We start from the raw sequence: 25,683 nt of genomic DNA, 5'->3' as shown, positions 1-25,683 counted from the left end.
TTAAAGAATCGGTGACTCAGACGTCATAACGTCTTCAAGTTTACGTTTCTTCTCTTTCATTTGGTATGCTTCAAATAGGTCGCCAACTTTAATATCATTATAGTTTTCAAGACCTACACCACACTCGTAACCATTCTTAACTTCTTTAACGTCATCTTTGAAACGTTTAAGAGAAGACATTTTACCATCAAACATGATCTTACCTTCTCTAAGAAGACGAACATTACATCCAACCATGATCTTACCGTCAACGACAACAGAACCTGCAATTGTACCAATTTTTGGAACAGAGAATGTATCGCGAACTTCTGCACGACCGATATACTCTTCAGTATATTCAGGATCAAGAAGACCTTCGACTGCAAGTTTAACATCATTGATTAGTTCATAGATGATTGAGTATGTTTTAATATCAACACCATACTGCTCAGAAAGTTTTCTAGCAGATGTTGCTGGTCTCATATTAAATCCAATGACAAATGCTCCAGAAGTGTTAGCAAGTTCAATGTCAGAGTCACTAATTTGTCCGACTCCACCACGAATTACCTTAACTTCAACTTCAGGATTTGAAATTGACTCTAGTGCAGTTTTAATAGCTTCGTATGAACCTTGTACATCTGCTCTAATGATAAGATTAAGATCTTTTGTTTGACCTTCTTCACCAGCTGCCGTTGCAAAGAAGTCCTCAAGAGAAACCTTAGGTCCTTGAGTCGTCGCAGCAGCTTCAATTCTGATGCGCTCATCAATTCTATTTTGTGCAATTTTCTTTGCTTCTCTTTCATTTTTAACAACGTTTAAAACGTCACCTGGAGCCGGAGCCTCACTAAGACCAAGGATCTGAACAGGAGTTGATGGCCCAGCTTTTGGAAGCTGATTACCTCTGTGGTCAGTTAAACTTCTAGCTCTACCAAAAGTTTCACCTACTACAATTGAATCACCTTTTTTAAGCGTTCCTTTTTCAACAAGAACAGTTGCAACAGGTCCACGGCCATGCTCAATTCTAGACTCAACAACAACGGCTTCTGCAACACCTTTTGGATCTGCACGAAGCTCAAGAATTTCAGCTTGTAGAGCAATTGCTTCTAGAAGTTCATCAATTCCTTCACCTTTAAGAGCTGAGATATTACAGAATTGAGTATCTCCACCCCATTCTTCAGGTGTAATACTGTATTCAGTTAACGCTTGCTTGATACGATCTGGATTAGCTCCTTCACGGTCCATTTTGTTAACTGCTACAATTAAAGGCTTTCCAGCACTTTGAATATATTTAATTGATTCAACAGTCTGTGGCATAACACCATCATCTGCTGCAACAATTAGAATAACGATATCTGTGATATCTGCACCACGTTGTCTCATTGCTCCAAAGGCCGCGTGACCAGGAGTATCTAAGAACGTTAGTTTAGAATCTTTAACATCAACTGAATATGCACCAATGTGCTGAGTGATACCACCAGCTTCACCGTCTGCAATTTTCGCGTTTCTAATACAATCAAGAAGAGTTGTTTTACCGTGATCAACGTGACCCATAATAGTAACAACAGGAGCACGAAGTGGAAGTTTACTAACTTCTTCTTCAGAAAGTTCTTCTTTACCGATAACTGCATCTTCATCAAATGACTGATCTTCTACACGATAATCATAAAGCGCAGCGATTTGACCTGCTAATTTTAGACCGATGTAATCACCATTTCTAACAAGTAGGTTTAGATCAAGACACTTATCGATCATATCTTTTAGCTTAATTGATAACTTTTTAGCTAATTGCTCAGCATAAGCTCCACCATGAAGCTTAATAACTCTTTTTGATTCTTTAACTTCTGTTATCTCAGTTGACTTAGAAGGACCTGAATATTGTCTCTTCCTCTTAACTTGAGTATACATTGGACGGCCTGAGCCTTGAAGAGCAGCATATGACTTAAGCTCAGTTGTAGCACGTTCTTCATTAAGGGCTTGAGAACGATTAACATTCTTCTTAGCACTTAACATAGAAGCAAGACCACTTAGCCTACTACTTTTAGCGTCCTTCTTACCAGTAACACCTTTTGTACCAGGACCAGCTTTCGCATTAATGTCGTCTTCTGGCTTCTCTTCAGCTTTTTTAGCTTCACGAGTCTTTCTAGCTGCAGCTTTCTCTTTATCTTCTTTAGTAGGCGCTGAAACAATTCTTAAACCAAATGGTTTACCATCAACACCTTTGTCACTTTCTTTCTCTTTTGAAGAAGTCTCTTTTTCAACTTTCTTCTCTTGAGCTTCTGTTTCATCTTTTGATTCAGCAGCTTTAGGTTCTTCAGAGCTTTTTTCAGCAACCTTAGTTTCTTTTGCCTCAACTACCTTCTCAGGTTTTTCTGCAGAAGCTTCAGCAACATGTACTGTAGTTGTCTCTTCAGTGCTTTCATCAACAGATGGTGTTGCCTCAGATGATTTTGAAGAAGCCTTACGACGAACAACTGTTTTCTTCTTACGAGTTACAGTTTTCTTTGCCGGCTTATCTTCACCGTCTTCTTCGTCTTTACTAGCTGCTTTCTTACGAACAGTAGTCTTCTTAGCAGTCTTCTTCTTGGCCTTTTTCTTCTTTGTTACCTTCTTCTTTGCTGGAGCATCTTCGCTCTTAGCACTAGCGCCGGCTAACTCTTGCCACTTTGTGATATCATCGTCCGATAATACCGACATGTGGTTTCTTACGTTAAAGCCATGGGCTTTCAGTTCCTCAACAAGATCGAGAGGCTTCTTTCCGATTTCATTGGCCAATTCAAATATTTTCTTAGGCATTTTGTCTCCGTAGTATGACTACAATTTTATAAATTATTTAATTTTAAATGCAGCTAATTCTTCTCTTAGTCTTCTCTCAGCTTCATTAAATTTATCAGAGCCTTCTTCTGATTCCTCACCAGACTCTTTATTTATGATACCTAGGTATCTTGGTACTGCTGATGCAGATACCAGTTCTTCTTCACCTTCAGGTTGAAGTTCAATTGTCCCTTCTTCAACAAGCTTTGCTGCTTCATCAATTGCCGCTTGAGCAGCAGCTTCATCAACACCAGTCATTGAAGCGATTTCGCTTGCAGGTGTTGCCATGAAGTCACCAATTGCCATGATGCTATTTTGAACAAGTACTTGAGCCATTGCATCTGAAACAGATGGAATTTGAAGTAAGTTTTCAACGGCCTTATTAACTTTCTCTTGAAGTTTTGTTTTAGAGATAATGTTAATATTGTATCCCGATAACATCGCTGCAAGGCGAACGTTTTGACCACGTCTACCAATTGCAAGAGATAGTTGATCTTCTTCAACGATCACATCCATTGATTTAGAGTCATGATCAATTGAAATATTTTCAATTTCAGATGGAGCAAGTGCTGCAATAGCAAATGTTGCTAGGTCATCGTTCCATCTTACGATATCAATTTTTTCACCTTGAAGTTCGTTAACGATATTTTGAACACGAGATCCCTTCATACCAACACATGCACCAACAGGATCGATATCTTTATCAACTGACTGTACAGCAATCTTGGCTCTCTGACCTGGCTCACGTGCAGCAGATTTAACCTCGATTGTTCCATCTTGAATCTCAGGTACTTCTACTTCAAATAGCTTAACTAAGAACATTGGAGATGTACGAGAAAGTCTAATTTCAGGACCTCTGTTCGTCATCACAACTTCAGTTAAGTATGCTTGAATTCTATCACCTGGATTAAATTGTTCACCTGGGATAATTTCTCTTCTTGAAAGAACTGCATCGGCCTTACCAAGGTCAACGATGATATTCCCTCTTTCATATCTTCTAGCGATACCAGTTACTAGATCACCTTCTCTGTGCTTGAACTCAGAGAATAGAATCTCTCTTTCAGCATCACGTACTTTTTGCATAATAATTTGACGAGCAGTTTGAACATCAACACGAGTAAAATTAGGGTTTTCAATTTTAATACCTAATTGATCTCCTACCTCTACGTCTTCATCTAATTCTCTTGCATCAGAAAGATTAATCTCAATAATTGGATCTCTTACATCTTCAACAACATTTTTATATTGAAAAATCTCTACATCGTCATCATCGTCATTGTAACGAGTTTCATATTCACCTTGAATTCCAAACTTCTTTCTAGCTGTTACTAAGAAAGCTTGCTCAATAGCGTTTACGATAATTGCTTTATCGATTCCACGGTCTTTACCTAATACATCAATAATTTTACCTAATTCTGAGAAACTCATTTTTTCACCTCAATAGTTACACTTCTGGTTCAAGTGCTACCTTATTAATATCATTTAAATTTAATTTTAAATCAAAGTCACTGTCGAGATTAACTTCTATATAGTCATCTCCAACATCATTTAAAACACATAAAACTTTCTTAGTATTGGCAGTTTTTTTATCAAAGTTCTCACCTTGAAATAAGTCACCAAACTTCTTATTTAATTCAACGAGAATTCTTTGTCCCTTACTTAAGTCAAAGTGTTCTCTTGTTTTAATTTTACGAAACATTCCAGGAGAAGATACTTCTAAGACAATATCATCAGGTATCCAGTCAGCACTCTCCATAGGCTCACTAAAAGCACGATCAACTGCCACACAATCTTCGATCACTGCAGTATTCGTTTCTTTATTCATTATATAAACGCGTAAAGTTTTTGAACCTTTTATATATTCCATATCGTAAAGGTAGTAACCAGCTTCACTTACAATAGCTTGTGAAAGCTCGTAAAACTTCTTCTCTATACCTTTATATTCAACATTTAAATTCATTAAAATGTGCCTATTAATAAAAAAAAAGGGTAGCACTAATAAGTCTACCCGATTATATCTTGTTAAAAATTTAACTAATCGTTATTTACCCAGATTTTAAAAAAAATTATTCTAAATTTCTAAGTACCTATTAATTATCAGACATTTTGAAATCTTGTCAAGGTTTGTCACAATCTTGAACGCCCTGCATTATTACGGCCGAATTACCATTTTGATAAAACCGCTTTTTTATATGGATCTGTTTAAGGCCCATTTTTTGATAAAATCCAATCGCACCATCATTATTCTCCTCTACTTCAAGGTATATATGAGGTTTACTGAAGCCTAACTCTACTGATGCGACGTGGCACATTTGCTTAAATAAGGCCAAAGCTAACTTACGACGTCGGAATTTTTCATCGACAACGATCTTATAAAGATGGCAGAAATCTGGTGAAGATAGTTCAAATACACATAAAGATATTATTTCTTTTTTATTATTTTCTAAGGATTCTTGCCACAAGCAAACAATATTTCTTGAAGAACCTGCAAGCTCTTTCCAAACTTTCTTCGACCATGACCATTTAAAATGATCAGATTCAAAGTCTGATAACTTATCAACCATCTGTTCATCTAATTTGGCCAAGTATTCGAATTGTATTTTCATATTTCGACTACCTAGACCTTACAGAAATAGACGTGACTGAATATCTTTCAATATATGCGTACGGTAACTTGTTGACCTTTTCACAAGGCTTTCTGGAGTTATTATGTCTTTATTATTAATGAATGATTTATAGCGCTTTGCAAGCTCAAGATTTATATTAAAGATTTGCTCAACAGTTTTTCTATAAGCTTTAGGAACCTTGCATTTTTCAAACTTCGGTGTTGATAAAAACTCATGCTCCAAGCTTAACAACTTCCCTATAAGCATTATCTTTTTAATTCTTTGTATTTGAGAGTCATTTGGTACCAGCGGTGCGGCTTCAACACCTTCCTGTGTTGAAAGTGCTCCAACTAATTCATTAAAATAATCTTTGTTCTTATTTTCATCTATAGAGCATTTTGAATACTGATAAGCTTTTAAGAGGAAATTGGCTTCCTTGGTAAAATATATTTTACCATTTATAGAGAAAAGGGCCCTTTCTCGAAGGGCCCATGTATTTGTCATAAAAAAAATTGAAATATAAATTAAAAATCGCATCTATCTTAAACTGGAGAACTGATATCAACGTTTGCCACGGCTTTACCAGCAGTAAGCTTAGTCTCCATTTGATAGCGAATCTTAACATCTGGATTGAAAGTATATCCGTCTTTTCCGCGAATAATATACTTTCTCTTCGTATTACTATTATCTTTAGGTTCAATTAACTTTCTTAGACGAGAAATCGAAGTATAGATAAGCTTATCGTGAATTAATGGATTGTACTCATCTTTCCAAATCTCTCTTGCAAGATCTTCTTTATCAAAGAAACTTCCGCGATTCTTAGCTAATAAGAATAGAATCTCTAGAAGAACAAAACGATGTTTGAAATCAATTACACCAATATTCTTCTCTTTTACTTTTCTATTGTTACGATCAAGGTAAATATCAACACTTGAATCATTAACTTCATGAATCTCGGCATCAAGAACATTTGTTAGACGCTTAAATGTCGTCGAATCAACTGCTTGCTTTGCTAGGTTATAATAAAGAGTTGCTCTATCGTAATCACCTTTAACTTTTTGAACTTGTCCAATTCCTAAAAGAATATATCCGTATAGGTTCCAGCACTTCTTATTTTGAAGCGTAATATTTGCAAGATTAAAATGTTTTAAAGACGCTTCAATATTGCCTGTGGCCATATGAATTTTTCCATATGTCATATGCATTGAACCACCTAAATACTCTTTATTAATAATTTTTAAAAGATTATCTAGTTGTCCCATATACTCGAGAGAAAGTTCAAATTGACCTCTGTTAAATGCATTATTTGCTAAAGCTAATAAGCATTTAGAGTGAAGATCAGGATCATTTTCCTCTTTAGACTTATTATAAGATAAGTCTAGGTCTTGATATGCTCCATCGAAGTCAGTTCGATATGACTTGATAAGACCTGAATAATAGAAGTATTCAGCTGATAGGCTTCCTAGATTCTCTTGAAGGTCATTAACAATGGCCTCACTATGTGAAATATATTTTTCGGCTTTTTCATCCTCTAATTTCTCGGCCGCAATACGAATGAGAAAACTTAGAATTTTTAAAACACGGTAATTATCCTGAGGACATTCAGCACAATCGATAGCTTTAAGAAAGTTTACTTCCGCCTTGTTAAGATCGGCCTTATCATAGTGAAGCTTACCAAGCTGGTAGTAAGCCTTTCCGACTTCTAGCTTAGTTAAATTATCTTGAGTTGGAATTAGCCCTTCACCAGAACCGACGAAGCCTAGAACATCTAAACTTGCTGATTCTTTTTGATTACTTGTTCCAGATTCTTGTCCCCCGACAATCTGCATATTTAACTCCCTATCGATTAATTTTCACGTTATTTGCTGTGAGAATTTTGTGGAATCTTACCACAACAAGTTCATATCATGTCATCATGCTACAAGTCAAAACAGTTCATTTTCATTAAAATATTTACACTCAAAATATTGATGAACCCTTTAATTATTTGATATTATGTGCATTTAAAGGACAAATTTTAGGCTTATTTACGGAGATTCAATGGCCAAATACGATTTAGATACTATTAGACACTCAAGCGCTCACCTTATGGCCCAAGCAATTTCAAGACTTTACCCAGATTCTAAAGTTCAATTTGGGGTTGGACCTGTTATTGAAAACGGTTTTTACTACGATATTTTAATGGATCAAACCCTTGGTGAAGATGATCTACCTAAAATAGAAGATATGATGAAAACCATCATTAAAGAGAAGCTTCCTATTGAAAGAAAGGTTATGAGTCGCTCTGAGGCTATCGATTTCTTTAAATCAGAAGGTCAAGATTTAAAAATAGAATTAGTAGAGGCCATACCTGAAGATGAAGAAGTTAGTTGTTACACTCAAGGTGAATTCATTGACTTATGTCGAGGACCACACGTTGAAAATACAGCAGATCTACCACAAGGCTTTAAATTACTAAGTATCGCAGGTGCATACTGGCGTGGTGATGAGAAGCGTGAAGTTATGCAAAGAATCTATGCAGCCTGCTTCATGGATCGCAAACAACTTAAGCAACACCTTATGATGCTTGAAGAAGCAAAAAAGCGTGACCATAGAAAATTAGGAAAAGAATTACAATTATTCCACTTTGAGCCAGTTGCTCCAGGTGCACCGTTTTTCATGCCTAAAGGTGCAATCATTGTAAATGAACTCACAAATTATATTAGAAGACTTTATCGTCTTTATGAATACGACGAAGTTATCACGCCTCAAATCCTAGATAGTGAACTATGGCATACATCTGGTCACTACGAACATTATAAAGATGATATGTTCTTTTCTAAGATTGATGAGCGTGAGTATGCAGTAAAACCAATGAACTGCCCATGTCACATGCTAATGTATAAGCATTACAAGTATAGCTACCGTGACTTACCTCTTCGCTATGCTGACTTTGGCCGTCTACATAGAAATGAAAAAGCCGGGGCCCTTGCAGGTCTAACTCGCGTACGTTCATTCTGCCAAGATGACGCTCATATCTTCCTAGCACTTGAGCAGGTTCAAGAAGAAATTCAAAAGACAATGAAGATGATCTTCACTGCTTATGAATTATTTGGTTTTGATGACATTACAGTTAACTTATCAACTCGTCCTGAAAAGAAGGCCGGGGATGATAAGACATGGGACATAGCAGAGAATGCTCTTGAAGAAGCTTTAAAGAACTCTGGACATAAATACGTTATCAAAGAAGGTGACGGTGCATTTTATGGACCAAAGATCGATATTGAAGTAGCAGATGCAATTGGGCGAAAGTGGCAATTGGGTACGATTCAACTTGATTTCCAACTACCAGATCGATTTGACTTGAAATTTACAACAAGTGATGGCGGCGAAGAAAGACCAGTTGTAATCCACCGAGCCCTACTTGGATCTCTTGAAAGATTCTTTGGTGTATTCACAGAACACGTTGCCGGTGCATTCCCTTTTTGGATGGCACCAGAGCAAATTGTAATCGTTCCTGTAAATGAAGATGCGCATGGACAAGCAGCTAAAGAGCTTAAAGACATGCTCTTTGCTGAAGGTTTTCGTGTAAGAGTTGATGATAGAAATGAAACAATGGGATACAAGACTCGCCAAATTCAAAAAGCAAAAGTTCCATTTATGTTTGTTCTTGGTGATCGTGAAATTGAAAACAAAGCTGTTTCAGTTCGTAAGCATGGTTCAAAGAAGTCATTTAACTGGTCTCATGAAGAGATGCTAGAAAAATTAAAAATGCTTGATAGCGAAAAATACCCTAAGGCATAAGCCTTAGGGGTCTTTTATATTTATTAAAGAGAAGGTTCCATGGAAAGGAAGAACGTCTTAATCATCTGCGGAGGTGGCTCCTCAGAACATGAAGTTTCATTGAGGTCAGCTCAATATATTAAAGACCAAGTGAGTCTCATAAAAGAACTCAATCCAATCGTTGTTGAAATGGACAAGGATGCTAATCTAACCCTTAAAGGAAATAAAGTTAGCTTAAACGGACAAATTTTAGAAACAGCAACTGAGCGCCCTTATATCAATTACGTTATTCCAGTCATACACGGCCCTCCTGGCGAAACAGGTGAAATTCAATGCTATCTAGAGATGCATAAGCTTCCTTATTTAGGACCTCGTCATGAAGGCAGTAGTATTTGTTTTAATAAAGTCACAACAAAGTTGTGGTTTGATCTACTGGGGATAAAGAATGCTCCATGGAAAGCAATACACAGAGGTCTTCCTTTTGAATTATCAGAAATCAAAGAGTTCTTTAAAGAATCAAAAAATGATGTCTTTATAAAGGCTGCCAGCCAAGGCTCATCTGTTGGTTGCTATCACGTTACAAATTCTAGTGAGATTGAAACAAAGCTTAATGAAGCGTTAAAATATAGTGACGATGTACTCATAGAAAAAACACTCAAAGGCAGAGAGCTTGAAATTGCTGTATTTGAACAAGATGGAAACCTCCATGCATCAAGGCCAGGTGAAATTATAAATGATGATGATAAGTTCTATGATTATCAACAAAAATATAGTGATGATTCTCACGCTAAAACATTAGTTGAAGCTCAAGACCTAACAAGTGAACAAATTGCTAAGATGCAAAATATAGCTAAAACAGCATTTAAGTGTCTTAAGCTTAGACATTTATCAAGAATTGATTTCTTCTTAAGTGATGGAGAAATATACTTAAATGAGATTAATACATTTCCTGGTATGACAAGTATTTCGATGTTTCCGAAGATGCTAGAAAATACTGGACTGAAATTTAGTGATTTTTTAAAAGAGAAAATACTTAAAGAAACGAGATAATTAAATCAAGGTTAATATATGGAAGTAAAACTAATAAGTAATAAAAGTCATGAGCACGCAAAGAAGAAATTATCGTCTATGTATCAAGATAATTTCACCCCTGCAGAAAAGAAGGAATATATTCCTGCACATAATTTTTCTCAAGGGCCCTACTTTGCAATGGAAACGGATAAAGAAGGTCAACCTGAATACTTATTAGATGCTGCATCACAAATTGCAACCTTAGGACTAGGCTTTAATGCAACTCCACTCTTTGGAACATTAATGCACCAGAGTGCCTGGACAGGAAATTATCAAGATTCAACATTTTTAGAGATTGCGCATTCTTTTGAAAAGCTACTTCAAAGTAAGGCATCAAATAAGAAGTTAAAGGCCGTTTATGTTAATTCAGGAGCTGAGGCCAATGAAACAGCGCTTATAATGGCCTATAAAAGTAGATACAACAAAGATGCAAAGAAGATTATGGCCTTTGAAGGTAGTTTCCATGGGCGTTTTCTCTCAACTCTTTTTTCAACATGGAACCCTGCCAAAAGAGAACCATATCAAATACCAGGACATGAGACGACTTTCATTAAATACCCGGAAACAAAGAGCGACAACTTTATCCTTGAACTAGATAATGAATGGTTAAAGCTTTGGGAAAACCCATACGCAAAAGACTTTGATACAAAATTAGATAAATTTAAATCAAATGCTGATGACTTACTAAAAAGTGAAATTGAGTCACTAAAAGAGTTAAAACAAGCATTCCAAAGCGGTGAACATTTTGCAATTCTAGTAGAACCAATGCAATGTGAAGGTGGAGACCGCTACTCGACAAATCGTTTCCACAATGCACTTAACCTACTTGCAAAGTCATATAAAGTAGCTGTCATCTATGATGAAGTGCAGACAGGTTTTCACCTAGGACTGGACTTCTTCTGGCATCGTACATTTAACCTTAAAGACTCTCAAGGTAATCAACTCAATCCAGAATTCATCACTTGTGCTAAAAAGGCACAAAGTGGAATTGTCTTAACAGAAAATCCATTATGGCTTAATAATGAATTCCAAACATCTTCAGTAATTCGTGGCTACTATCAGGCGATAGCTCTTGACCAAAATCGACTTAAGATTAAAGAGATCCAGGATTATACAAAGGAAAAGCTATCTAAACTAGTAAGTGAATGGGAACAATTATCTGCTCCACGTTGCTTTGGACTTGCATTTGCTTTTGACTTATCAAACAAAGACGATATTCCTGCATTTATTAAAAACAGATTTGACCTAGGTCTTCTCTACTATCAAGCAGGTGAAAACACGCTAAGATTTAGATTAAATACTGCATGGACATTTACTGATATTGACTACTTATTTAATGCTATTGATGAGATTGCTAAACGTGTTTATAAGGGTGAACATAATCAGATCGAATTCAAAACGAAGAAAGAAGTTAATATCCAAAATGAATATAAGTGGCATGAACAACTTATTAAATCTCTACAAGGTAAACTTGATACAAAAGAAGCAAAAAGTTTCTCAAATGAATTCTTCAAGGACACTTTCAACGCTACCCTGATTGATATTGATAAGGATAACTTCAAAAAGTATAAAGGCCAAATTGAAGAGATACAAAAAGCTATCTATGAACCAACAAGACAAACAGAGATAGAGAAGTTTGAGAAAATAGCGAAATGCGATGACTCTCTGGCCATAGGGCTTCTCTCTGAAGATGAAGAATTAATAGGTATTTCTTTTGCAGGAAAAATCTCACACTTTCCACACGAAAGTGGACTAAGACTATTAAAACACTTCAATAATCCAAAAGCACTTTATATGCTAGATACAACGATTGTAAAAAAGCGCCAAACAAACGGCATGGGAAAATATCTAAAGTATGCCCTTTCAACAATTGCAGCATCTTCAGGCTTTGAATATATTTATGGAAGAAATAGAGATATTCACGCAGGCGCCATGCTTTCAATAAATTGCTCACTTGGTGCAATTATTGAGACCATTCTTGAAGAAAACTATCTAGATGATGTAGATTTTAGAGATGTCATCATTTACCGTCAAAACCTCAAGTGGAATAACGAAAATGTAAAACTATCATCTTCACCTATATTAAACACTCCCTCATTTAATGATATGGGAACATTAGTTAACAAAGTATGCCTATCTAATTTTATTGATGAAAGCTTCATGAGTAATATGAAACACTTTAAAGCGATTGCGCCAAAAGAGCTCCAACATTTCTTTAGTGCTAGTGGACATAGCGAGTGTGTGGATAAGATATATAAATCAATTCTAATAAAGAACGGAAAAAAGAGAACAAAAGTACTTTCTCTTGATAATGACTATTTTGGTAAACAAAGCTTTATGTCAGCGACACTATCAGGAAAAATAGACTTCTATCCAAATGCTAAGGCGCAAAGCTTAGCGGATCTAAAAGAAGAACTTGATAAGGGAGAATACCTCGCTCTTTTCATTGGTGATCGTCTAGAAGAGTTTTCGACACAAGAGCTTAATGAAATAATTGAATATTCTCACAAAAATGCAACAAAAGTTGTATTTAACGAGAGTGTTTATTTTCATAAGAACAAAAAAATGCTTAGTACTGAAAACGGGATTACTCCAGATGCGAGCTATATCCACTTTGGAGGTCAGATAGGACTTTGCATGTTAAAAGATGAAGTCTATGAATCAAAGCCATTAATGATGATTTCTACTTGGGATGGAGATGCATATGCCTTGGCCCAAGCCTATCAATACTTAACATCAAACACACCTAAGAAAGAATTCAAATGTTTTGAGGACATCTCTTATGAATTTGGCCTTAAGGCACCAAGCGATTTTGGCAACTCAGGAAAATGGTTCTTCACATGTTAACAGACTTAAATCTACCAATTTTTAAGTATGAGAGTTCTGACCCGTACGAAAATGGACTACAGCATGGGAAGGCTTACAAAGAGGCAATCAAAGAACTTGTTAAAATTAGAACAAACTTACTTTTAAAGAGGTCTCCTCACCTAGAAAATAAACTTGATGAATTTGCAAAGGAACAATTTCGTTTTACGAAAGATTTCTCAAATGATTTGGCCCTTGAGCTTGAAGGAATAGCAGAAGGGTGTGAATGCTCATTAACAGACATTATCATCTTAAATAACTATACAGACTTTCGTGATATCCAATTACCAGATGAAGGATGCACAGCAATCTCTTATATCGGAGATGATATAAGCCTCGCAGGCCAAACTTGGGATATGCACCAAAGCGCAAAGAACTACTTGATGATAATTGAGGTTCACAATGAATCAACGCAAACAAAAGAAATAATCTACACAGTATGTGGTTGCCTCGGGCTCATGGCAATGAATAGCTACGCTCAATTTGTTGGTGTCAATAATATAAATGTGGTGGATGGTGAAAATGGTATTATCTGGCCTGCATTGATAAGAAAGTTGTCGACATTAAAGACTCAAAATGAAGTAATCGATACCCTAATGAACGCAAAAGTTACTTCAGGTCATAATTATTTAATAAGTGATGGCAGTAATGCCTATAATTATGAAATTACTCATACTGTTAAAGAGATTGTGCCTCCACAATCTAAAGAAATAATCTTTCATACAAATCATTGCCTTAATGAGAGAATCATAAGTGTTGAAGACAAGAAAAATATAAGTAAAACAACACATAAGCGATATGAACTTGCAAAGAAATACGCAAAACAAATTACAACAGAGAAGGCCATGTTTGACTTTTTAACATCTCATGATGGCCACCCTATTTCAATTTGTTCACACTTTAGCCCAGAAGGTGCCAACGATCCTTCACAAACTTGTGGTGGAGCACTCTATAATTATAAAACACAAATGCTAAAAATATGGCGAGGCTGTCGAGAATACGATGACAATTATCGCTACGTAGAAATACCTCTACCACTTGTGGATACGAAATAGGTCACAAGAAAAAAAGTGAGATTAAAATGGGGCATCGAAAATATTTTCATACTTGGTCAAATCAAAATAACCCCAAAGTAATTGAGCTAAAAGACACTTTCGAATGGGGTTATATAACTCCAAGTGATGATAAAATATTTGATCTTTCATCAGGTAGTTACCATCAATCATTTGGTCTTAAAAATAAACAATTAATCGATGCCTTAATCCATCAGCTTAATGAAATCCCAATGGCCATACCGAAAACGGAATTTACTTTAAAAACCGAAGTGTCACAGAAGCTAGTTGATAGAATTGGTTTTGATGGACGTATTTTCTACACCCTTTCAGGGGCAGAGTCCAATGAAAATGCCCTAAAGATGGTAAGGCAATTTACTAAAAGAGAAATTATTCTTTCTTGTGAGAATTCATATCACGGAGCAACTTCTGGCTCACTTGCCCTTTCTGGTGATTGGCGTAGAGATGCATTAGGAACGTCTGCTCCAGGACAGGCCTTTATCCCTAATTTTTATAATGATCCTGACCTAGAAAAAACGAAAAAGATAATTAAAGAGATTGGCGCAGATAAGATTGCAGCAATCTGCCTTGAGACTATCACCGGCGGAAATGGTGTCTATATTCCTCCAGAGTCTTATTATATTGAACTAGAAAAAATATGTCGCACCAATGATATAAAAATAATTCTAGATGAAGTAATTTGTGGCTTCGGTAGAACAGGAAAAGACTTTGGTTTTCAAAATTATCCAATTAAGCCAGACTTTATTACATTTGCAAAATCTATTTCAGGTGGATATTTTCCATTTGGGGCAACATTTGTTTCTGAAGATATTGCATCTTTCTTTGACAGTGAGGTTCTATCTTGTGGACTAACAAATGCCTCCCATCCAATTGGCCTTCGCCTTTTAGATGAAGTTTTAAATCTTACAAAAGATGCTAACTTCCAAAATACTTTAAAAGAAAATATTAATCTTTTAAGTCACTTCAAAGATAAACTTCTAAAGCTAGATTCGGTCTCAGAAATTAGAAGTATTGGAATGCTAATGGCAATTGAACTCAATACAAATAAAGACATGAGAATATTTTGGGAGAATTGCTTAAATAATGGTTTATATATCAATACGACTAGGAATATGATTATTTTATGTCCCTACCTTAACTACCCTAATGACCTTCTAGAAGATTGTTTAGAGAAACTTTTAAATATAATACAAAATAAATAAGGAAGCTTATGTATAGTAAAATATATGACAATGCCAAAGAGGCCTTAAGTGATATCACAGATGGAAGTACTATTATGAGTGGTGGATTTGGCCTATGTGGTATTCCAGAAAACTCAATTAACTACTTATCCACAACAAACCTCAAAGACCTAAAAGTTGTTTCAAATAATATTGGAAACTCAGGAAGAGGCCTAGTAAAACTTTTAAAAAAGAATATGATCTCTAAAGGATATTGTAGTTACGTAGGAGGGAATCCTGACCTTGAAGAGGCCATGTTATCTGGAAAAATTGAAATTGAACTGATCCCACAAGGTACGTTAAGCGAAAGAATCCGTGCCGCAGGCATGGGTATTCGAGCTTTTTATACACCAACAGGATATGGTACAGAAGTCGCAGAAGGAAAAGATATTAAAGAATTTGATCGGCCATGTATTTTAGAGCATGCTCTACATGCAGACTTTGCAATAATCAAAGCCCAAAAAGCCGATCCATATGGAAACCTCTGGTTCAAAGAAACTGCTAGAAACTTCTCTCCCCTAATGGCAATGGCAGCAAAGACGACGATTGTAGAAGTTGAAGAGATTGTTGCTCTTGGAGATATAAAGCCTGAGGATGTCCATATTCCAGGAGTCTTCGTTCAACGTGTATATCTTGGAAGTAATTATGAAAATGCAATTGAGTTCTTAAAGGTTAAGGAGTAGATCATGTGGACAAAAGAAGAAATGGCAAAACAAGTTATTAAGCTCTTTGATAAGAATTCAACAATCAATTTAGGAATTGGTCTTCCAACGATTATCCCAGATCAACTACCTAAGGATCACCCATTTATTATTCATAGTGAAAATGGCGTTCTTGGAGTTGGAGACTCTCCATTAAAAGACAATGTTTCGGCCACTCTTATTAATGCTGGAAAAGAAACTATTACTGTTGAAAAAGGAGCAAGCTTTTTTGATAGTTCAATGAGTTTTGGAATGATACGTGGAGGACATATAGACTTCTGTGTCTTGGGTGGTATGGAAGTTGATATTGAAGGTTCTCTGGCAAATTGGAAAATACCTGGAAAGAAAATCACTGGTATGGGGGGCGCAATGGATCTTGTAAATGGCGCTAAGAATCTAATCGTTATGATGAAACATTATAGTAAGTCAGGAAAGCCAAAACTTCTTCCATTATGCGAACTTCCGTTAACAGGAAAGAATGTCGTTCACTATGTAGTAACAGACTACGGTAGCTTTAAAATTGAAAAGAAAAAGTTTAAATCTTTAGAACTAGCTTCTAATGTAACAATTGAAAGTCTTAATAAGGATTTTTCTTCAGATATTTTTATTGAATAAATTAGATAAAAAAAGAGGGCCCTGCAACTGGCCCTCCAATTTTTCGGCTTCATGCCTATCTCTTGCTACGACATCCTGTCGACAATTAAATTATAACGCACAATAATGAAAAAATCAGAAAAAAAATAAATGGGTAAACATTTCCATTTACCATAAAGGAAGTTTATAATTAGACGTGATCACACAAACTTAAGAGGAATAGATGAGTATTTTCAACAGGAATAAACATAAGCAAACTTTTACTTATTTTATACCAACTCCACCACAGCGCTCGACACCATATCAAGAACAGGCCTTTGACCTAGTTACGAAGACGCTAAACAGGAAAAATATTCCATTTAATATCAAACATACGGCAGTAAATGAAAGAGGATTATGGATTATCATTGAGCTATTTGGAAAAGAAGAGAATCTAACAAAGATTATATCTGATTTAAAAGAAACAATTAGCACCAATATAAAAAAGAATGAAAATGATGATTTAGAAATTTACTACGAAGAACATGAAGAGTTTCATAAAAATGAGAATTACAAAGCATAGAAAAAAATTCACTTTAATTCTCTCACTAGTAAGCTTCTTTTTTTTAATAGGCTGTTCAGAGGTTGAAAAGAAGTTAAACGATACACAAAGTTTAAATACGGTCTGTCCAATAATAGAGTCAAAATCAAATTATCTTTTGGAAAACCCTCGAAATATCTCAGAGGCCCAGAAATTGATTAGTGCTAAGAGTAACTCTTCACAATATCGAAATCAGATACTAAATTTTAGTTTGGCCCAACTCTATCTTTCGCCACACTCTACAAATTTAAATTCACATACTCTATTCTTTGCAAAGATTAATGGTAAAGAAATTTTTATCAACAGTATTCCAGATGAGACTTACGAGTTCTCATTTATAGCTGCACTAAATGAGTTGGCACAACAATTAAAAAAGCCAATCTCTTTAAAATCACGACTGAATTTAGTAGAAAAAAATATAAGTGAATACGTCTATGCTTCAAGATCATTAGAAGAATTCATTAAAAATAACCAGGCCCAATTATTTAAATCAAAACCATTGAAAAAAATGTATTTTAGAGGAGCACAGGGAATAAGAGAGAACGAACTCTTTCGTCGTCTTGACTACTTAAAAGACTATAATCTTTTAAAACGAAAAGCTTCTCCAACAAAGAACAAAACAAACTTGACCTCTGCTCACCTCTTTACAAGAGATAATTATAGCTGCTCATTTGATTCTAAAGTGTTTAATGCTGATATTATGATCTTAAAGAAACCAGAAAAAGCTTATCATAATATATTCTCACACTATAAAGACAAGAATAATTATATTATTGGTGTTACTTCATCTGTTCCTAAAGTAGACAATTCAATTAACGAATTTCTTTTTCAAAAATCCAACAATGACAGCTACACTGCTGCATGTATGACAAAGGACCAACGTAACCATTCTATTTTCTTGTTTATGAATGGCATAACTTATAATGCCCAGGTTCTAAACCGACTAATAAACTCACACTCACAAGTCACAAATGCAAAAGACTTTATGGATACAAAAAGATCATTAATGCTGACTAATCCAAAAAGAAAAGTCTCTGAAATCTATGGTATAAATCGTGTTAAAGATAATAAAGAGGCCCAATACTACATACCTAGCCTTGGGAGACTCACAATTTTAGAACAAGGTGAGTTCCTTAGTACTTTCAATGACCCAAGAAACAAGCAATTAAAATGCAATTGATAACTTTATATGGACAAGCATCCAATAAGAAATGGATTATTGAAGTTAACGATAAGGCTTCATTGGACTTAACTATACTAGAATTTTTAAGATCGCATAACTTTCCAATCGCCTCTAGTTGTGACGGCGAGAAAGTCTGTCAATTATGTACCATTAACGAAGGACTTCTCGCTTGCAATGTACTGGTAAAAGATATTATTACGAAGTATAATTCAATAATAACAATTACATACTTATAACAAAGGGATAAATCCATGCGCTATCTTTCATTTGATATTGAGGCCACTGGTCTTGAGGAAAAAGACTTAATCATCGAATTTGCAATGGTTCCCTTCTGTGCCAAAACAAAGAAAATTAATCACGAATTAGAAAAGCACTTCTATATAAAATGCCCTAGCTTTGAAGAGCTCAAACCAAATTTAAACAAATGGGTTATTGATCATAATAAAGAATTAATAGAAAAGGCACATAGTGATGGTATTACGATTGAGTCATTCAAAGAAGAACTTTCAAATTACCTTGAATCCGAAGAAGTGAAAGAATACTTTGGAGATAAGAAAATAACTTTATTTGGAAAGTCTATGAGTGCCATTGATCTTCCTTTTCTTAATAGAGATCTAGGATGGGAGTTTATGAGAAAATACTTTGAGCACCGTCAATTAGACCTTTCTTGTATTGCATATGGGCTTATCGACATGGGTTTCATACCAGCAGAGTGTGAATCAGGTTCAAAGTTAATGAAGTACTTAAAAATGGGCGATGTCGCGCACACGGCCTTAGAAGATGCTGTTAATACGGCCATTATGTACTTTAAGCTACTAGATCTAGTGTCTGTGAAAAAAGCTTAGTGGATCAAAGGCCTTGGAGTCATAACGAACTTCAAAATGTAAGTGATCACCTGTTGATTTACCTGTATTTCCCACAGCAGCAATAACTTGCCCTCGAGAAACCTTTTGGCCTTTTCTAGCATAGTTCTTATGATTATGAGCATAGATCGTAAAAAGTCCTCCTGCGTGTGAAACCACTACGATATTCCCATATCCAGACTTTCTGCCACTATAAACAACAACACCAGAATCTGCTGAAACAATATATGTTCCTTTTCTTGCAGCAATATCAATTCCTTCATGAGGTCTCCCCCATCTGTGACCAAAGCCTGAGGACACTTTCTTAGAAGATGGAACCGGCCATAAGAATCGTGAAGATGATTTAAGTCTAGAATAATCAATTGAAGAAATACTACGCCCTTCAATTCGATTAATCATGATACCTCGTTTATAAGGTAAGAAAATAGTCTCGCCCTTTTTAAAAGATGCATTCTTGTTAAACTCTTCAATTTGCCATTGGGGAATATTGAAAATATTTGCTAATTTCTTTGCACTATAATTAGAAGTTAATTTTATATAGCGGCCATTCTTTAAGGTCGAACAACTTAGCACTGTAAGAATAAATAATAAGTAAAAAGAAAGCTTTCTCATCTGTCCTCATTCGTTAAGTTTGAATGAGGACAAGTCGTCTATTTTAGTCTACTTAACTAAATTAGTCGGTAATTTTTGCCGCCCATTCATTGAATACATCGGACGAAAAATTCAAAAGGTTTAGGAAGGAAAAGGAAATATTTCCGTTCATAACTGCATGAATGTCTGAAGTGTGGTGAGGATCGACCTCTGTAGGAGCTCCTCCAATCCAGTAATATTGTCGACCTTTTTGGTCAAGCCTTTCGACAACTTCTTCTGTATATCGGCGCATTTGAGGTCTAGTCCATTTAATATCACCTACTTGCGTATGACATAAATTTGGAACATTGATATTTAATAACGAGCAATCAGGCATTGAAAGTAATTGCTCTTTCTTATTGGTAATAAGATCTTTAATGATATTGGCCGCTGTTTGAAAGTGCTTACTTTCATCCTGCGAGCTCATGACAGTCGAGACAGCAATAGCACTTATGCCTTGAAATACGGCCTGTCTCGCAGCTCCTACTGTACCAGAGTAGTAAATGTCTTGACCAAGGTTTGCACCATGGTTAATTCCAGAAATAACGAGATCTGGCCTATAATCTAATACGGAATTTATCCCCAATAAAACACTATCGGCCGGATAACCAGAACAACTAAATGTATAATCATTGATTTTATCAACCCTGATTGGGTCGTGTAACGTTAGGGCCTGAGACGTTGCTGATCTCTCATGGCTTGGTGCCACGATAACAACATTAGCAATGTCTTTTAGAGTTTCATAAAGGCACTGAATTCCTTCAGCAGCGTATCCATCGTCATTTGAAAGTAAAATATTCATAACTTCTTATTAATTAAATTTTGCTAAATAGCAAGTGTCTTTCTTGCATACTCTATATATTCTGACAACTTAGGAGCATCAATATTACGGTAACAGCGTTCAACTTGTGAATTGATTTCAAACTTTAAATAGTCTGGATCAAGGGACTCGATAACACTCATTGAGATATTTGAATTCCAATTTAACTTAATCCCAAGTTGAAATTTTTCATTCTTTACTCTCATAACCTTAGAATAGAAATTAACAATAAATGAATTCAATAGTCCTTTATCGGCCATCGAATGTAAGAACTCATAATTGAGAACGACACTTTGACATAAAGGAGACGAAATCTTCTCATAGACTAAATTATCTTTCTCATCAAATGTAATAGAAAATGCGCGATTAAAGGCTTCTAATATTTTCTTATCATGGTTACTACTTAAACCGAAGTTTAAGCGAACTTTTGGATGATACTTTTCAACTGTATCAACTATAGATTTAATGATGAATTCAGAATCATTTTCAAAATGCAACTCAACAATATCGTCTTGTTTTAAATCATGTGCATTTAAAAGCTCTTCTAGCACATATCCTTGAATGAAATTGAAGCTTCGAGGCCTAAAGTCAAAACCATAGCAACCCTTTGCCAATGTTTTGGCAACTTGTAAGCTTCTTTTGTCATAGATTCCATCAAGAACAATATTCATCAAGTCAATTCTACACGAAAAAGCGCTCTATTGCTTGAAAGATGCTTTCTGAGCAAGAAGTTCCTACTGATTCAGGATGAAATTGCATCGTAAATATACGTTCATCCTCGTAGGCCATTAATAATTCATTATTATTATCAAATATCAATTTAGTTTGCTTAAGTAATGAGTTTTCACTATTTACTTCGACATATAAAGAATTATAGCGCTGTAAATTGATATCATTTGTCTCCTCTACAATACCAGACAATAGTCCTAAGTCTTTAGGTTTCACAGTTCTGCCATGAATTGGATACTTACTTCTATTGATTGTGCATTGATAAAGAGAACTTAAAACAAGTTGATGTCCAAGGCAGATTCCTACAATTCGTCTCGCCTTTTTAAGATTAGCTTTTAACTCTAAATTATTTTGTTTAAAGAAATCAATATACTCACTTGGGTGTCCTGGTCCTGGACCTAAAATAATATTTTGATTAACAAGGTCATGTCTTTTGAGATCTCTAAAATTAATGACTTCTATCTCACAAGATTTCCAAAGAGAAAGGTAGGATATAATATTATTTGTAAAACTATCTTCAAAATCAACGAAGATAATTCTCACAGCGTGACCCCAAATACTGAATCAAAGTTCTTCGCATTATAATTAATTAGAATTTTTAGTGCGATCGATCGATCAAGCTTTAGTTTATTATTTACATATTCATCTTTTTGACGATATTCAACATCAAAAACCCAACAGTTATTAAGTGGGTTATATCGAGAACCAATATATGACTCATACATTCTTTCTAAGTCGATGTCGTAATAATACCCTGTTCTAAAAGAAAATGTATCATTTAGTTCAAAATCAATATCGGCCGTAAAGTAACGTCGCTCGGAAGCAAAAGAGTCATAATTTAAGCCAATTTTATACTCGAAACGATCCATACTCTGAGATAGTGATAATTGCGTTATATGCTTACTTTCTGTATGGAAGTAATATTCTGATAAGTTGAATTGAAATTTATCAAAATTTAATCCACCCATGATTGCAAGACGAGTTAGCCTCTCACTTGTTGTAAGTTCTTTATTTGTTTCATCTTCTAAAATTAAACCTTGAGAAATATTAAACCAGGCAACTTTCTTATAATCATAATTATCAAGTTGATAATTAAAGTTTTTAAACATCTCATAATTTGCTTTAGGTGTTTTCTTAAGAAAGTTATTATTAAACACAAATTCAATTGTATTTGATTCAGGTAAATCCGTTCTTGTTGAAACATCTTCAAGAGTATTGTTTCGTCCACGAATAATATCTCTTTCATCAAAACGGCCATCATCTTGTAATAATGCAAACTGGTTACCTAAAGCGGCATTACCACGATATTTTTGAGAATTATAATAGAAGTGATTCAAACCAAGCTTTATACTGTGCTTATAAGAAGAACGGTATAATTTCCTTACGCTAAGCTCTTCCTTTTCTGTACTCGGGATTTTTGCGATTAAGTTTCTTTCATCATCTTCTACAAAAACAGGTTGAATAACTTCTTCCTGAATGAAGGCCCTTCCATATACTTTTTCAATATCAAACCATATCGATGTATTTACGTAATTTCCGTATTTATATCCATTTTGTTTGTCACTTTTTTCTGTTGGCAAGATGTAGTATTGAGCATCTAATCCAGCTTCAAATTTTAGATTTAGATTAAAAATTGGTTTAAATACAAATTCTAAGGTTGGGTTATAGTCGAATCGTTGAATATTACGGTAGTAGTTATTTTCTTGAACAACATCTTGTTTAAAATAATCAAATTTTAAATTTTGATAGAAATTGATCTTCGAAAGAAGGCCTTTAGAGTTTAAGATATTAAAAGGCTTATGACCTATCCCAAGAGATAAAGTATTTTGTACATAACTTGAGTCAAATTCTTCAGGGTCACTAAAAATAGAGTTACTCATAAAGCTTGAATAAAGATTAATGAGTACAGAGTCTCCCATATAGTCTGTAGAAACAGTCGTACCCTTTTCATTACCCATATAGATATCTTTATCAAAATATTCTTCATAATCACTTTGAATATCTAAGTCTGATAAGTAAGTGGAGTTTGCTAAGAAAGAAATATTATTATTAGGATGGTAGAAATAATTTAATTCATATGCACCACGAATTTCGTCTTCACCACTTGCTTCAATATCTAGTTTTCCAGGCTGCCATATTTTGTCATTTACGGTTCTTGATTCAAATTCAAAGTTAGAAAACTTCCCTAAGTTATTACGATACTCGAGTTCAAGACCATTTCCTCTTCGCCCATAGACAGTAGGAGAAAAAGTCATATCACTATTCTCATTAATGGCCCAAAAGATAGGTTGTCTAAAGAAGAATCCTTCATCAAAGTCTAAACCAATTGTAGGAAATAAAAGACCAGACTCCCTAACCTTTCTAATTGGTAATGCGATATAAGGAATATAAACAATGATTACACCATTGATCTTAATGAATGTGTGCTTCATTGAAATATAATCATCAGGGACAACTGTTACTTCTTGACCTTGAATACTCCAAGATTCAGGGCAATCTTTACAAGTTGTAAACTCAGCTTCCTTGGCAGTGAAGACACCACTATTTTTTCGAACAATTTCTTTCCCACGAAGAACAAAACTCTCATCAACGAGCTTTGCATTCTTGACTTTAAATTCAGCTTTTTTTAACGAATAAGAAATCTCTGTACCATATAGATTAAATTTAGCACCTGTATAACGAACATTTCCCCAGATCTTTCCTAGGCCAGTGCCAAGAGAGATACTCGCCTTCTCTCCATAAACCGTATCTGTACCAAGTTTAATAATAACATTTCCGTGGGCTTCATAAGAGTTGTCACTACTTTTTCGGTAGGCCTTATCTGACAAAATTTGGACTTCATCATTTTCTCCAAATGCTAAAACTTTTGGAGTTGCTGCATGAGAATGACTACTTCCTAATATTAAGATACTTTTGCATATCAGCAATAAAGTAGTAGGAACCAACCACAAGAATGTTGCGTGTTTGAAGTTGGATATTTTGTGGCATATCTGCTGTGCTAGAAGCACTATATTTATTAGATTCAATTTCCTCATTAATACCTAATATTGTATCGAGAAAATTGTGCATTTCATATACTTTTGTTTCACTCTGAAGCTCCTTTTTTATCTGGGCAGAGCTTAGAGCGCGCTCGTGTTGAAATTCTAAAATATTAACTGATTTCACAATACATGGATATGTTTTATAGAGCTTTAGAATACTCTTAATTTGATCTTGTCTTCCACTTGAAAAGCTTATTAGAACATCATATTGAACTTTATTTGTATCGTTTAAACTTTGCAGTAACTTTTGATGACCTAGTAAATTATGGGCACCAAAGAAAGTAAATTCAAACTCTCCAAAATCAATATGATCACCTCTTCCTGGAGTTATAGGCCACTTGAAATCGTCATTGATTTTAGTGATTCCAGTAATATGTGAAAATAAGGCCATGGCCATCTGACGGTTTCGTACTTGAAAATCAGTTTCTGACTCATTGCTAACAGATGTGCAATTAATAGAGTCTCGATCACACCAATTGCATAGAATATCTTTTAAAAACTTTTGTTCGATATTTTCGAATAATCGTCCATTTATCCTAGTTATTCCATACTTTTCAAATAAAATTTCCTTAAGGGTTGATCCCAGTATTTGTGTGTGGTCTAGCCCAATTGATGTAATGGCCGCAACTGGTTTTGTAAAAATATTCGTAGCATCAAAACGGCCACCAAGACCAACTTCAAGAATTAGATAGTCAATATCCAGACTTACTGCATATTTTATAAATAAGACAAATAAGGCCTCATAAAAAGATAACTGAAGACGAATTATATCCTCTTCATACTTATCAAGAAGTTCAATTAATTCTTCAATAGAAATATTAGAGCTACAATAGCGGAATCTTTCTGTTATTGAGTTGACATGAGGAGATGTCCAAAGACAACTTTTAAGTCCTTCACTATTAAGTAAAGCGTTTAAACAATGCGATGTTTCTCCTTTACCGTTAGTTCCACCAATAATGATAACCTTGGATTTTTCTTCGATAGCTTTTCGATCTAGGGAAAGATAAGATCGTATATGATCAAGTTTTGGGCGAAAGTTCTCTTTACCACATAAGTTAATAAGCCGAGTAAGAAAAATCTCTTCTTGCTTAGATGATAAATGTCTTTTATCGATTGGACTCTTCACAGTAAAGATATCTCATGAATGAAAATATT

The 25,683-nt window shown here is 34.9% G+C and carries 22 protein-coding genes; 10 read left to right on the top strand and 12 right to left on the bottom strand.

Annotation, left to right across the window (positions count from 1 at the left end; all coding sequences use genetic code 11):
* The 6 genes from infB to BALOs_RS06505 all read right to left on the bottom strand — a co-directional run bounded on the left by infB (position 1) and on the right by BALOs_RS06505 (position 7,225).
* Positions 1 to 2,772 carry a translation initiation factor IF-2 gene (gene infB / locus BALOs_RS06530; protein WP_120404660.1) on the bottom strand — a complete coding sequence of 924 codons (2,772 nt, stop codon included), beginning with the start codon at positions 2,770 to 2,772 and terminating at the stop codon, positions 1 to 3.
* 33 nt (positions 2,773 to 2,805) lie between these two features.
* Positions 2,806 to 4,218, bottom strand: a complete 1,413-nt coding sequence (gene nusA / locus BALOs_RS06525; RefSeq protein ID WP_115363905.1) for a transcription termination factor NusA — start codon at positions 4,216 to 4,218, stop codon at positions 2,806 to 2,808.
* A 16-nt stretch (positions 4,219 to 4,234) separates the two neighbouring features.
* Entirely contained in the window at positions 4,235 to 4,750 is a 516-nt protein-coding gene (rimP, locus tag BALOs_RS06520; RefSeq protein WP_115363906.1) for a ribosome maturation factor RimP, read from the bottom strand.
* Between the two features lie 157 nt (positions 4,751 to 4,907).
* A complete protein-coding gene (locus BALOs_RS06515; protein ID WP_120404659.1) occupies positions 4,908 to 5,396 on the bottom strand; it encodes an N-acetyltransferase in 489 nt (162 codons plus the stop codon).
* 18 nt (positions 5,397 to 5,414) lie between these two features.
* Entirely contained in the window at positions 5,415 to 5,900 is a 486-nt protein-coding gene (locus BALOs_RS06510; RefSeq protein ID WP_162929585.1) for a hypothetical protein, read from the bottom strand.
* Between the two features lie 38 nt (positions 5,901 to 5,938).
* Complete coding sequence (locus BALOs_RS06505) at positions 5,939 to 7,225, bottom strand: helix-turn-helix domain-containing protein (RefSeq protein ID WP_115363912.1); 1,287 nt, start codon at positions 7,223 to 7,225, stop codon at positions 5,939 to 5,941.
* 211 nt (positions 7,226 to 7,436) lie between these two features.
* On the opposite strand from BALOs_RS06505, the gene thrS reads away from it, so the two are divergent.
* The 10 genes from thrS to BALOs_RS06455 all read left to right on the top strand — a co-directional run bounded on the left by thrS (position 7,437) and on the right by BALOs_RS06455 (position 19,290).
* Positions 7,437 to 9,179, top strand: a complete 1,743-nt coding sequence (gene thrS, locus BALOs_RS06500; RefSeq protein WP_120404657.1) for a threonine--tRNA ligase — start codon at positions 7,437 to 7,439, stop codon at positions 9,177 to 9,179.
* 39 nt (positions 9,180 to 9,218) lie between these two features.
* Positions 9,219 to 10,208, top strand: a complete 990-nt coding sequence (locus tag BALOs_RS06495; protein ID WP_120404656.1) for a D-alanine--D-alanine ligase — start codon at positions 9,219 to 9,221, stop codon at positions 10,206 to 10,208.
* Positions 10,209 to 10,226: 18 nt separating this feature from the next.
* Positions 10,227 to 13,076: an aminotransferase class III-fold pyridoxal phosphate-dependent enzyme gene (locus BALOs_RS06490; RefSeq protein WP_120404655.1), complete on the top strand. Its 2,850-nt coding sequence runs from the start codon at positions 10,227 to 10,229 to the stop codon at positions 13,074 to 13,076.
* Complete coding sequence (locus tag BALOs_RS06485; protein WP_162929584.1) at positions 13,070 to 14,149, top strand: C45 family peptidase; 1,080 nt, start codon at positions 13,070 to 13,072, stop codon at positions 14,147 to 14,149. The genes BALOs_RS06490 and BALOs_RS06485 overlap by 7 nt, the downstream gene beginning before the upstream one ends.
* 26 nt (positions 14,150 to 14,175) lie before the next feature.
* Positions 14,176 to 15,369, top strand: coding sequence for an aminotransferase class III-fold pyridoxal phosphate-dependent enzyme (locus BALOs_RS06480; RefSeq protein WP_120404653.1), 1,194 nt, complete (start codon positions 14,176 to 14,178; stop codon positions 15,367 to 15,369).
* A gap of 8 nt (positions 15,370 to 15,377) precedes the next feature.
* Positions 15,378 to 16,070: a CoA transferase subunit A gene (locus BALOs_RS06475; RefSeq protein WP_120404652.1), complete on the top strand. Its 693-nt coding sequence runs from the start codon at positions 15,378 to 15,380 to the stop codon at positions 16,068 to 16,070.
* A gap of 3 nt (positions 16,071 to 16,073) precedes the next feature.
* Entirely contained in the window at positions 16,074 to 16,703 is a 630-nt protein-coding gene (locus BALOs_RS06470) for a 3-oxoacid CoA-transferase subunit B (protein WP_240406495.1), read from the top strand.
* Positions 16,704 to 16,905: 202 nt separating this feature from the next.
* Positions 16,906 to 17,244 carry a hypothetical protein gene (locus BALOs_RS06465; RefSeq protein WP_115363927.1) on the top strand — a complete coding sequence of 113 codons (339 nt, stop codon included), beginning with the start codon at positions 16,906 to 16,908 and terminating at the stop codon, positions 17,242 to 17,244.
* Entirely contained in the window at positions 17,225 to 18,442 is a 1,218-nt protein-coding gene (locus tag BALOs_RS06460) for a hypothetical protein (RefSeq protein ID WP_120404650.1), read from the top strand. The genes BALOs_RS06465 and BALOs_RS06460 overlap by 20 nt, the downstream gene beginning before the upstream one ends.
* Before the next feature lie 254 nt (positions 18,443 to 18,696).
* Positions 18,697 to 19,290, top strand: a complete 594-nt coding sequence (locus BALOs_RS06455) for an exonuclease domain-containing protein (protein ID WP_120404649.1) — start codon at positions 18,697 to 18,699, stop codon at positions 19,288 to 19,290.
* On the opposite strand, the gene BALOs_RS06450 is transcribed toward BALOs_RS06455, so the two are convergent.
* From BALOs_RS06450 to BALOs_RS06425, 6 genes are all read right to left on the bottom strand, one after another.
* Positions 19,267 to 19,920: a M23 family metallopeptidase gene (locus BALOs_RS06450; RefSeq protein WP_115363936.1), complete on the bottom strand. Its 654-nt coding sequence runs from the start codon at positions 19,918 to 19,920 to the stop codon at positions 19,267 to 19,269. The genes BALOs_RS06455 and BALOs_RS06450 overlap by 24 nt on opposite strands.
* Before the next feature lie 61 nt (positions 19,921 to 19,981).
* Positions 19,982 to 20,740 (bottom strand): 5'/3'-nucleotidase SurE, encoded by a 759-nt coding sequence (surE, locus tag BALOs_RS06445; protein WP_115363938.1) that lies wholly within the window; start codon positions 20,738 to 20,740, stop codon positions 19,982 to 19,984.
* A gap of 23 nt (positions 20,741 to 20,763) precedes the next feature.
* Positions 20,764 to 21,429 carry a hypothetical protein gene (locus tag BALOs_RS06440; RefSeq protein ID WP_120404648.1) on the bottom strand — a complete coding sequence of 222 codons (666 nt, stop codon included), beginning with the start codon at positions 21,427 to 21,429 and terminating at the stop codon, positions 20,764 to 20,766.
* Positions 21,430 to 21,439: 10 nt separating this feature from the next.
* Positions 21,440 to 22,030, bottom strand: coding sequence for an aminodeoxychorismate/anthranilate synthase component II (locus BALOs_RS06435; RefSeq protein WP_162929583.1), 591 nt, complete (start codon positions 22,028 to 22,030; stop codon positions 21,440 to 21,442).
* Positions 22,027 to 24,414, bottom strand: coding sequence for an LPS-assembly protein LptD (locus BALOs_RS06430; RefSeq protein ID WP_120404646.1), 2,388 nt, complete (start codon positions 24,412 to 24,414; stop codon positions 22,027 to 22,029). Before BALOs_RS06430 ends, BALOs_RS06435 begins: the two co-directional genes overlap by 4 nt.
* Positions 24,377 to 25,654, bottom strand: a complete 1,278-nt coding sequence (locus BALOs_RS06425) for a hypothetical protein (RefSeq protein WP_162929582.1) — start codon at positions 25,652 to 25,654, stop codon at positions 24,377 to 24,379. The genes BALOs_RS06430 and BALOs_RS06425 overlap by 38 nt, the downstream gene beginning before the upstream one ends.
* Positions 25,655 to 25,683: the final 29 nt, after the last annotated feature.

Source organism: Halobacteriovorax sp. BALOs_7, assembly GCF_003612895.1.
GTDB classification, from domain to species: domain Bacteria; phylum Bdellovibrionota; class Bacteriovoracia; order Bacteriovoracales; family Bacteriovoracaceae; genus Halobacteriovorax_A; species Halobacteriovorax_A vibrionivorans.
Note: the sequence above shows the minus strand (reverse complement) of the source record. Positions and strands in the feature narration are given on the sequence as shown.

Bases quoted from the DNA above. Each gene is read 5' to 3' on its own strand.
- rimP (WP_115363906.1), bottom strand. From the start codon at position 4,750: ATGAATTTAAATGTTGAATATAAAGGTATAGAGAAGAAGTTTTACGAG.
- BALOs_RS06485 (WP_162929584.1), top strand. From the start codon at position 13,070: ATGTTAACAGACTTAAATCTACCAATTTTTAAGTATGAGAGTTCTGAC.
- BALOs_RS06490 (WP_120404655.1), top strand. From the start codon at position 10,227: ATGGAAGTAAAACTAATAAGTAATAAAAGTCATGAGCACGCAAAGAAG.
- BALOs_RS06440 (WP_120404648.1), bottom strand. From the start codon at position 21,429: ATGAATATTGTTCTTGATGGAATCTATGACAAAAGAAGCTTACAAGTT.
- BALOs_RS06465 (WP_115363927.1), top strand. From the start codon at position 16,906: ATGAGTATTTTCAACAGGAATAAACATAAGCAAACTTTTACTTATTTT.
- BALOs_RS06460 (WP_120404650.1), top strand. From the start codon at position 17,225: ATGAGAATTACAAAGCATAGAAAAAAATTCACTTTAATTCTCTCACTA.
- surE (WP_115363938.1), bottom strand. From the start codon at position 20,740: ATGAATATTTTACTTTCAAATGACGATGGATACGCTGCTGAAGGAATT.
- thrS (WP_120404657.1), top strand. From the start codon at position 7,437: ATGGCCAAATACGATTTAGATACTATTAGACACTCAAGCGCTCACCTT.
- nusA (WP_115363905.1), bottom strand. From the start codon at position 4,218: ATGAGTTTCTCAGAATTAGGTAAAATTATTGATGTATTAGGTAAAGAC.
- BALOs_RS06515 (WP_120404659.1), bottom strand. From the start codon at position 5,396: ATGAAAATACAATTCGAATACTTGGCCAAATTAGATGAACAGATGGTT.
- BALOs_RS06475 (WP_120404652.1), top strand. From the start codon at position 15,378: ATGTATAGTAAAATATATGACAATGCCAAAGAGGCCTTAAGTGATATC.
- BALOs_RS06510 (WP_162929585.1), bottom strand. From the start codon at position 5,900: ATGACAAATACATGGGCCCTTCGAGAAAGGGCCCTTTTCTCTATAAAT.
- BALOs_RS06470 (WP_240406495.1), top strand. From the start codon at position 16,074: ATGTGGACAAAAGAAGAAATGGCAAAACAAGTTATTAAGCTCTTTGAT.
- BALOs_RS06455 (WP_120404649.1), top strand. From the start codon at position 18,697: ATGCGCTATCTTTCATTTGATATTGAGGCCACTGGTCTTGAGGAAAAA.
- BALOs_RS06480 (WP_120404653.1), top strand. From the start codon at position 14,176: ATGGGGCATCGAAAATATTTTCATACTTGGTCAAATCAAAATAACCCC.
- BALOs_RS06450 (WP_115363936.1), bottom strand. From the start codon at position 19,920: ATGAGAAAGCTTTCTTTTTACTTATTATTTATTCTTACAGTGCTAAGT.
- BALOs_RS06505 (WP_115363912.1), bottom strand. From the start codon at position 7,225: ATGCAGATTGTCGGGGGACAAGAATCTGGAACAAGTAATCAAAAAGAA.
- BALOs_RS06495 (WP_120404656.1), top strand. From the start codon at position 9,219: ATGGAAAGGAAGAACGTCTTAATCATCTGCGGAGGTGGCTCCTCAGAA.
- infB (WP_120404660.1), bottom strand. From the start codon at position 2,772: ATGCCTAAGAAAATATTTGAATTGGCCAATGAAATCGGAAAGAAGCCT.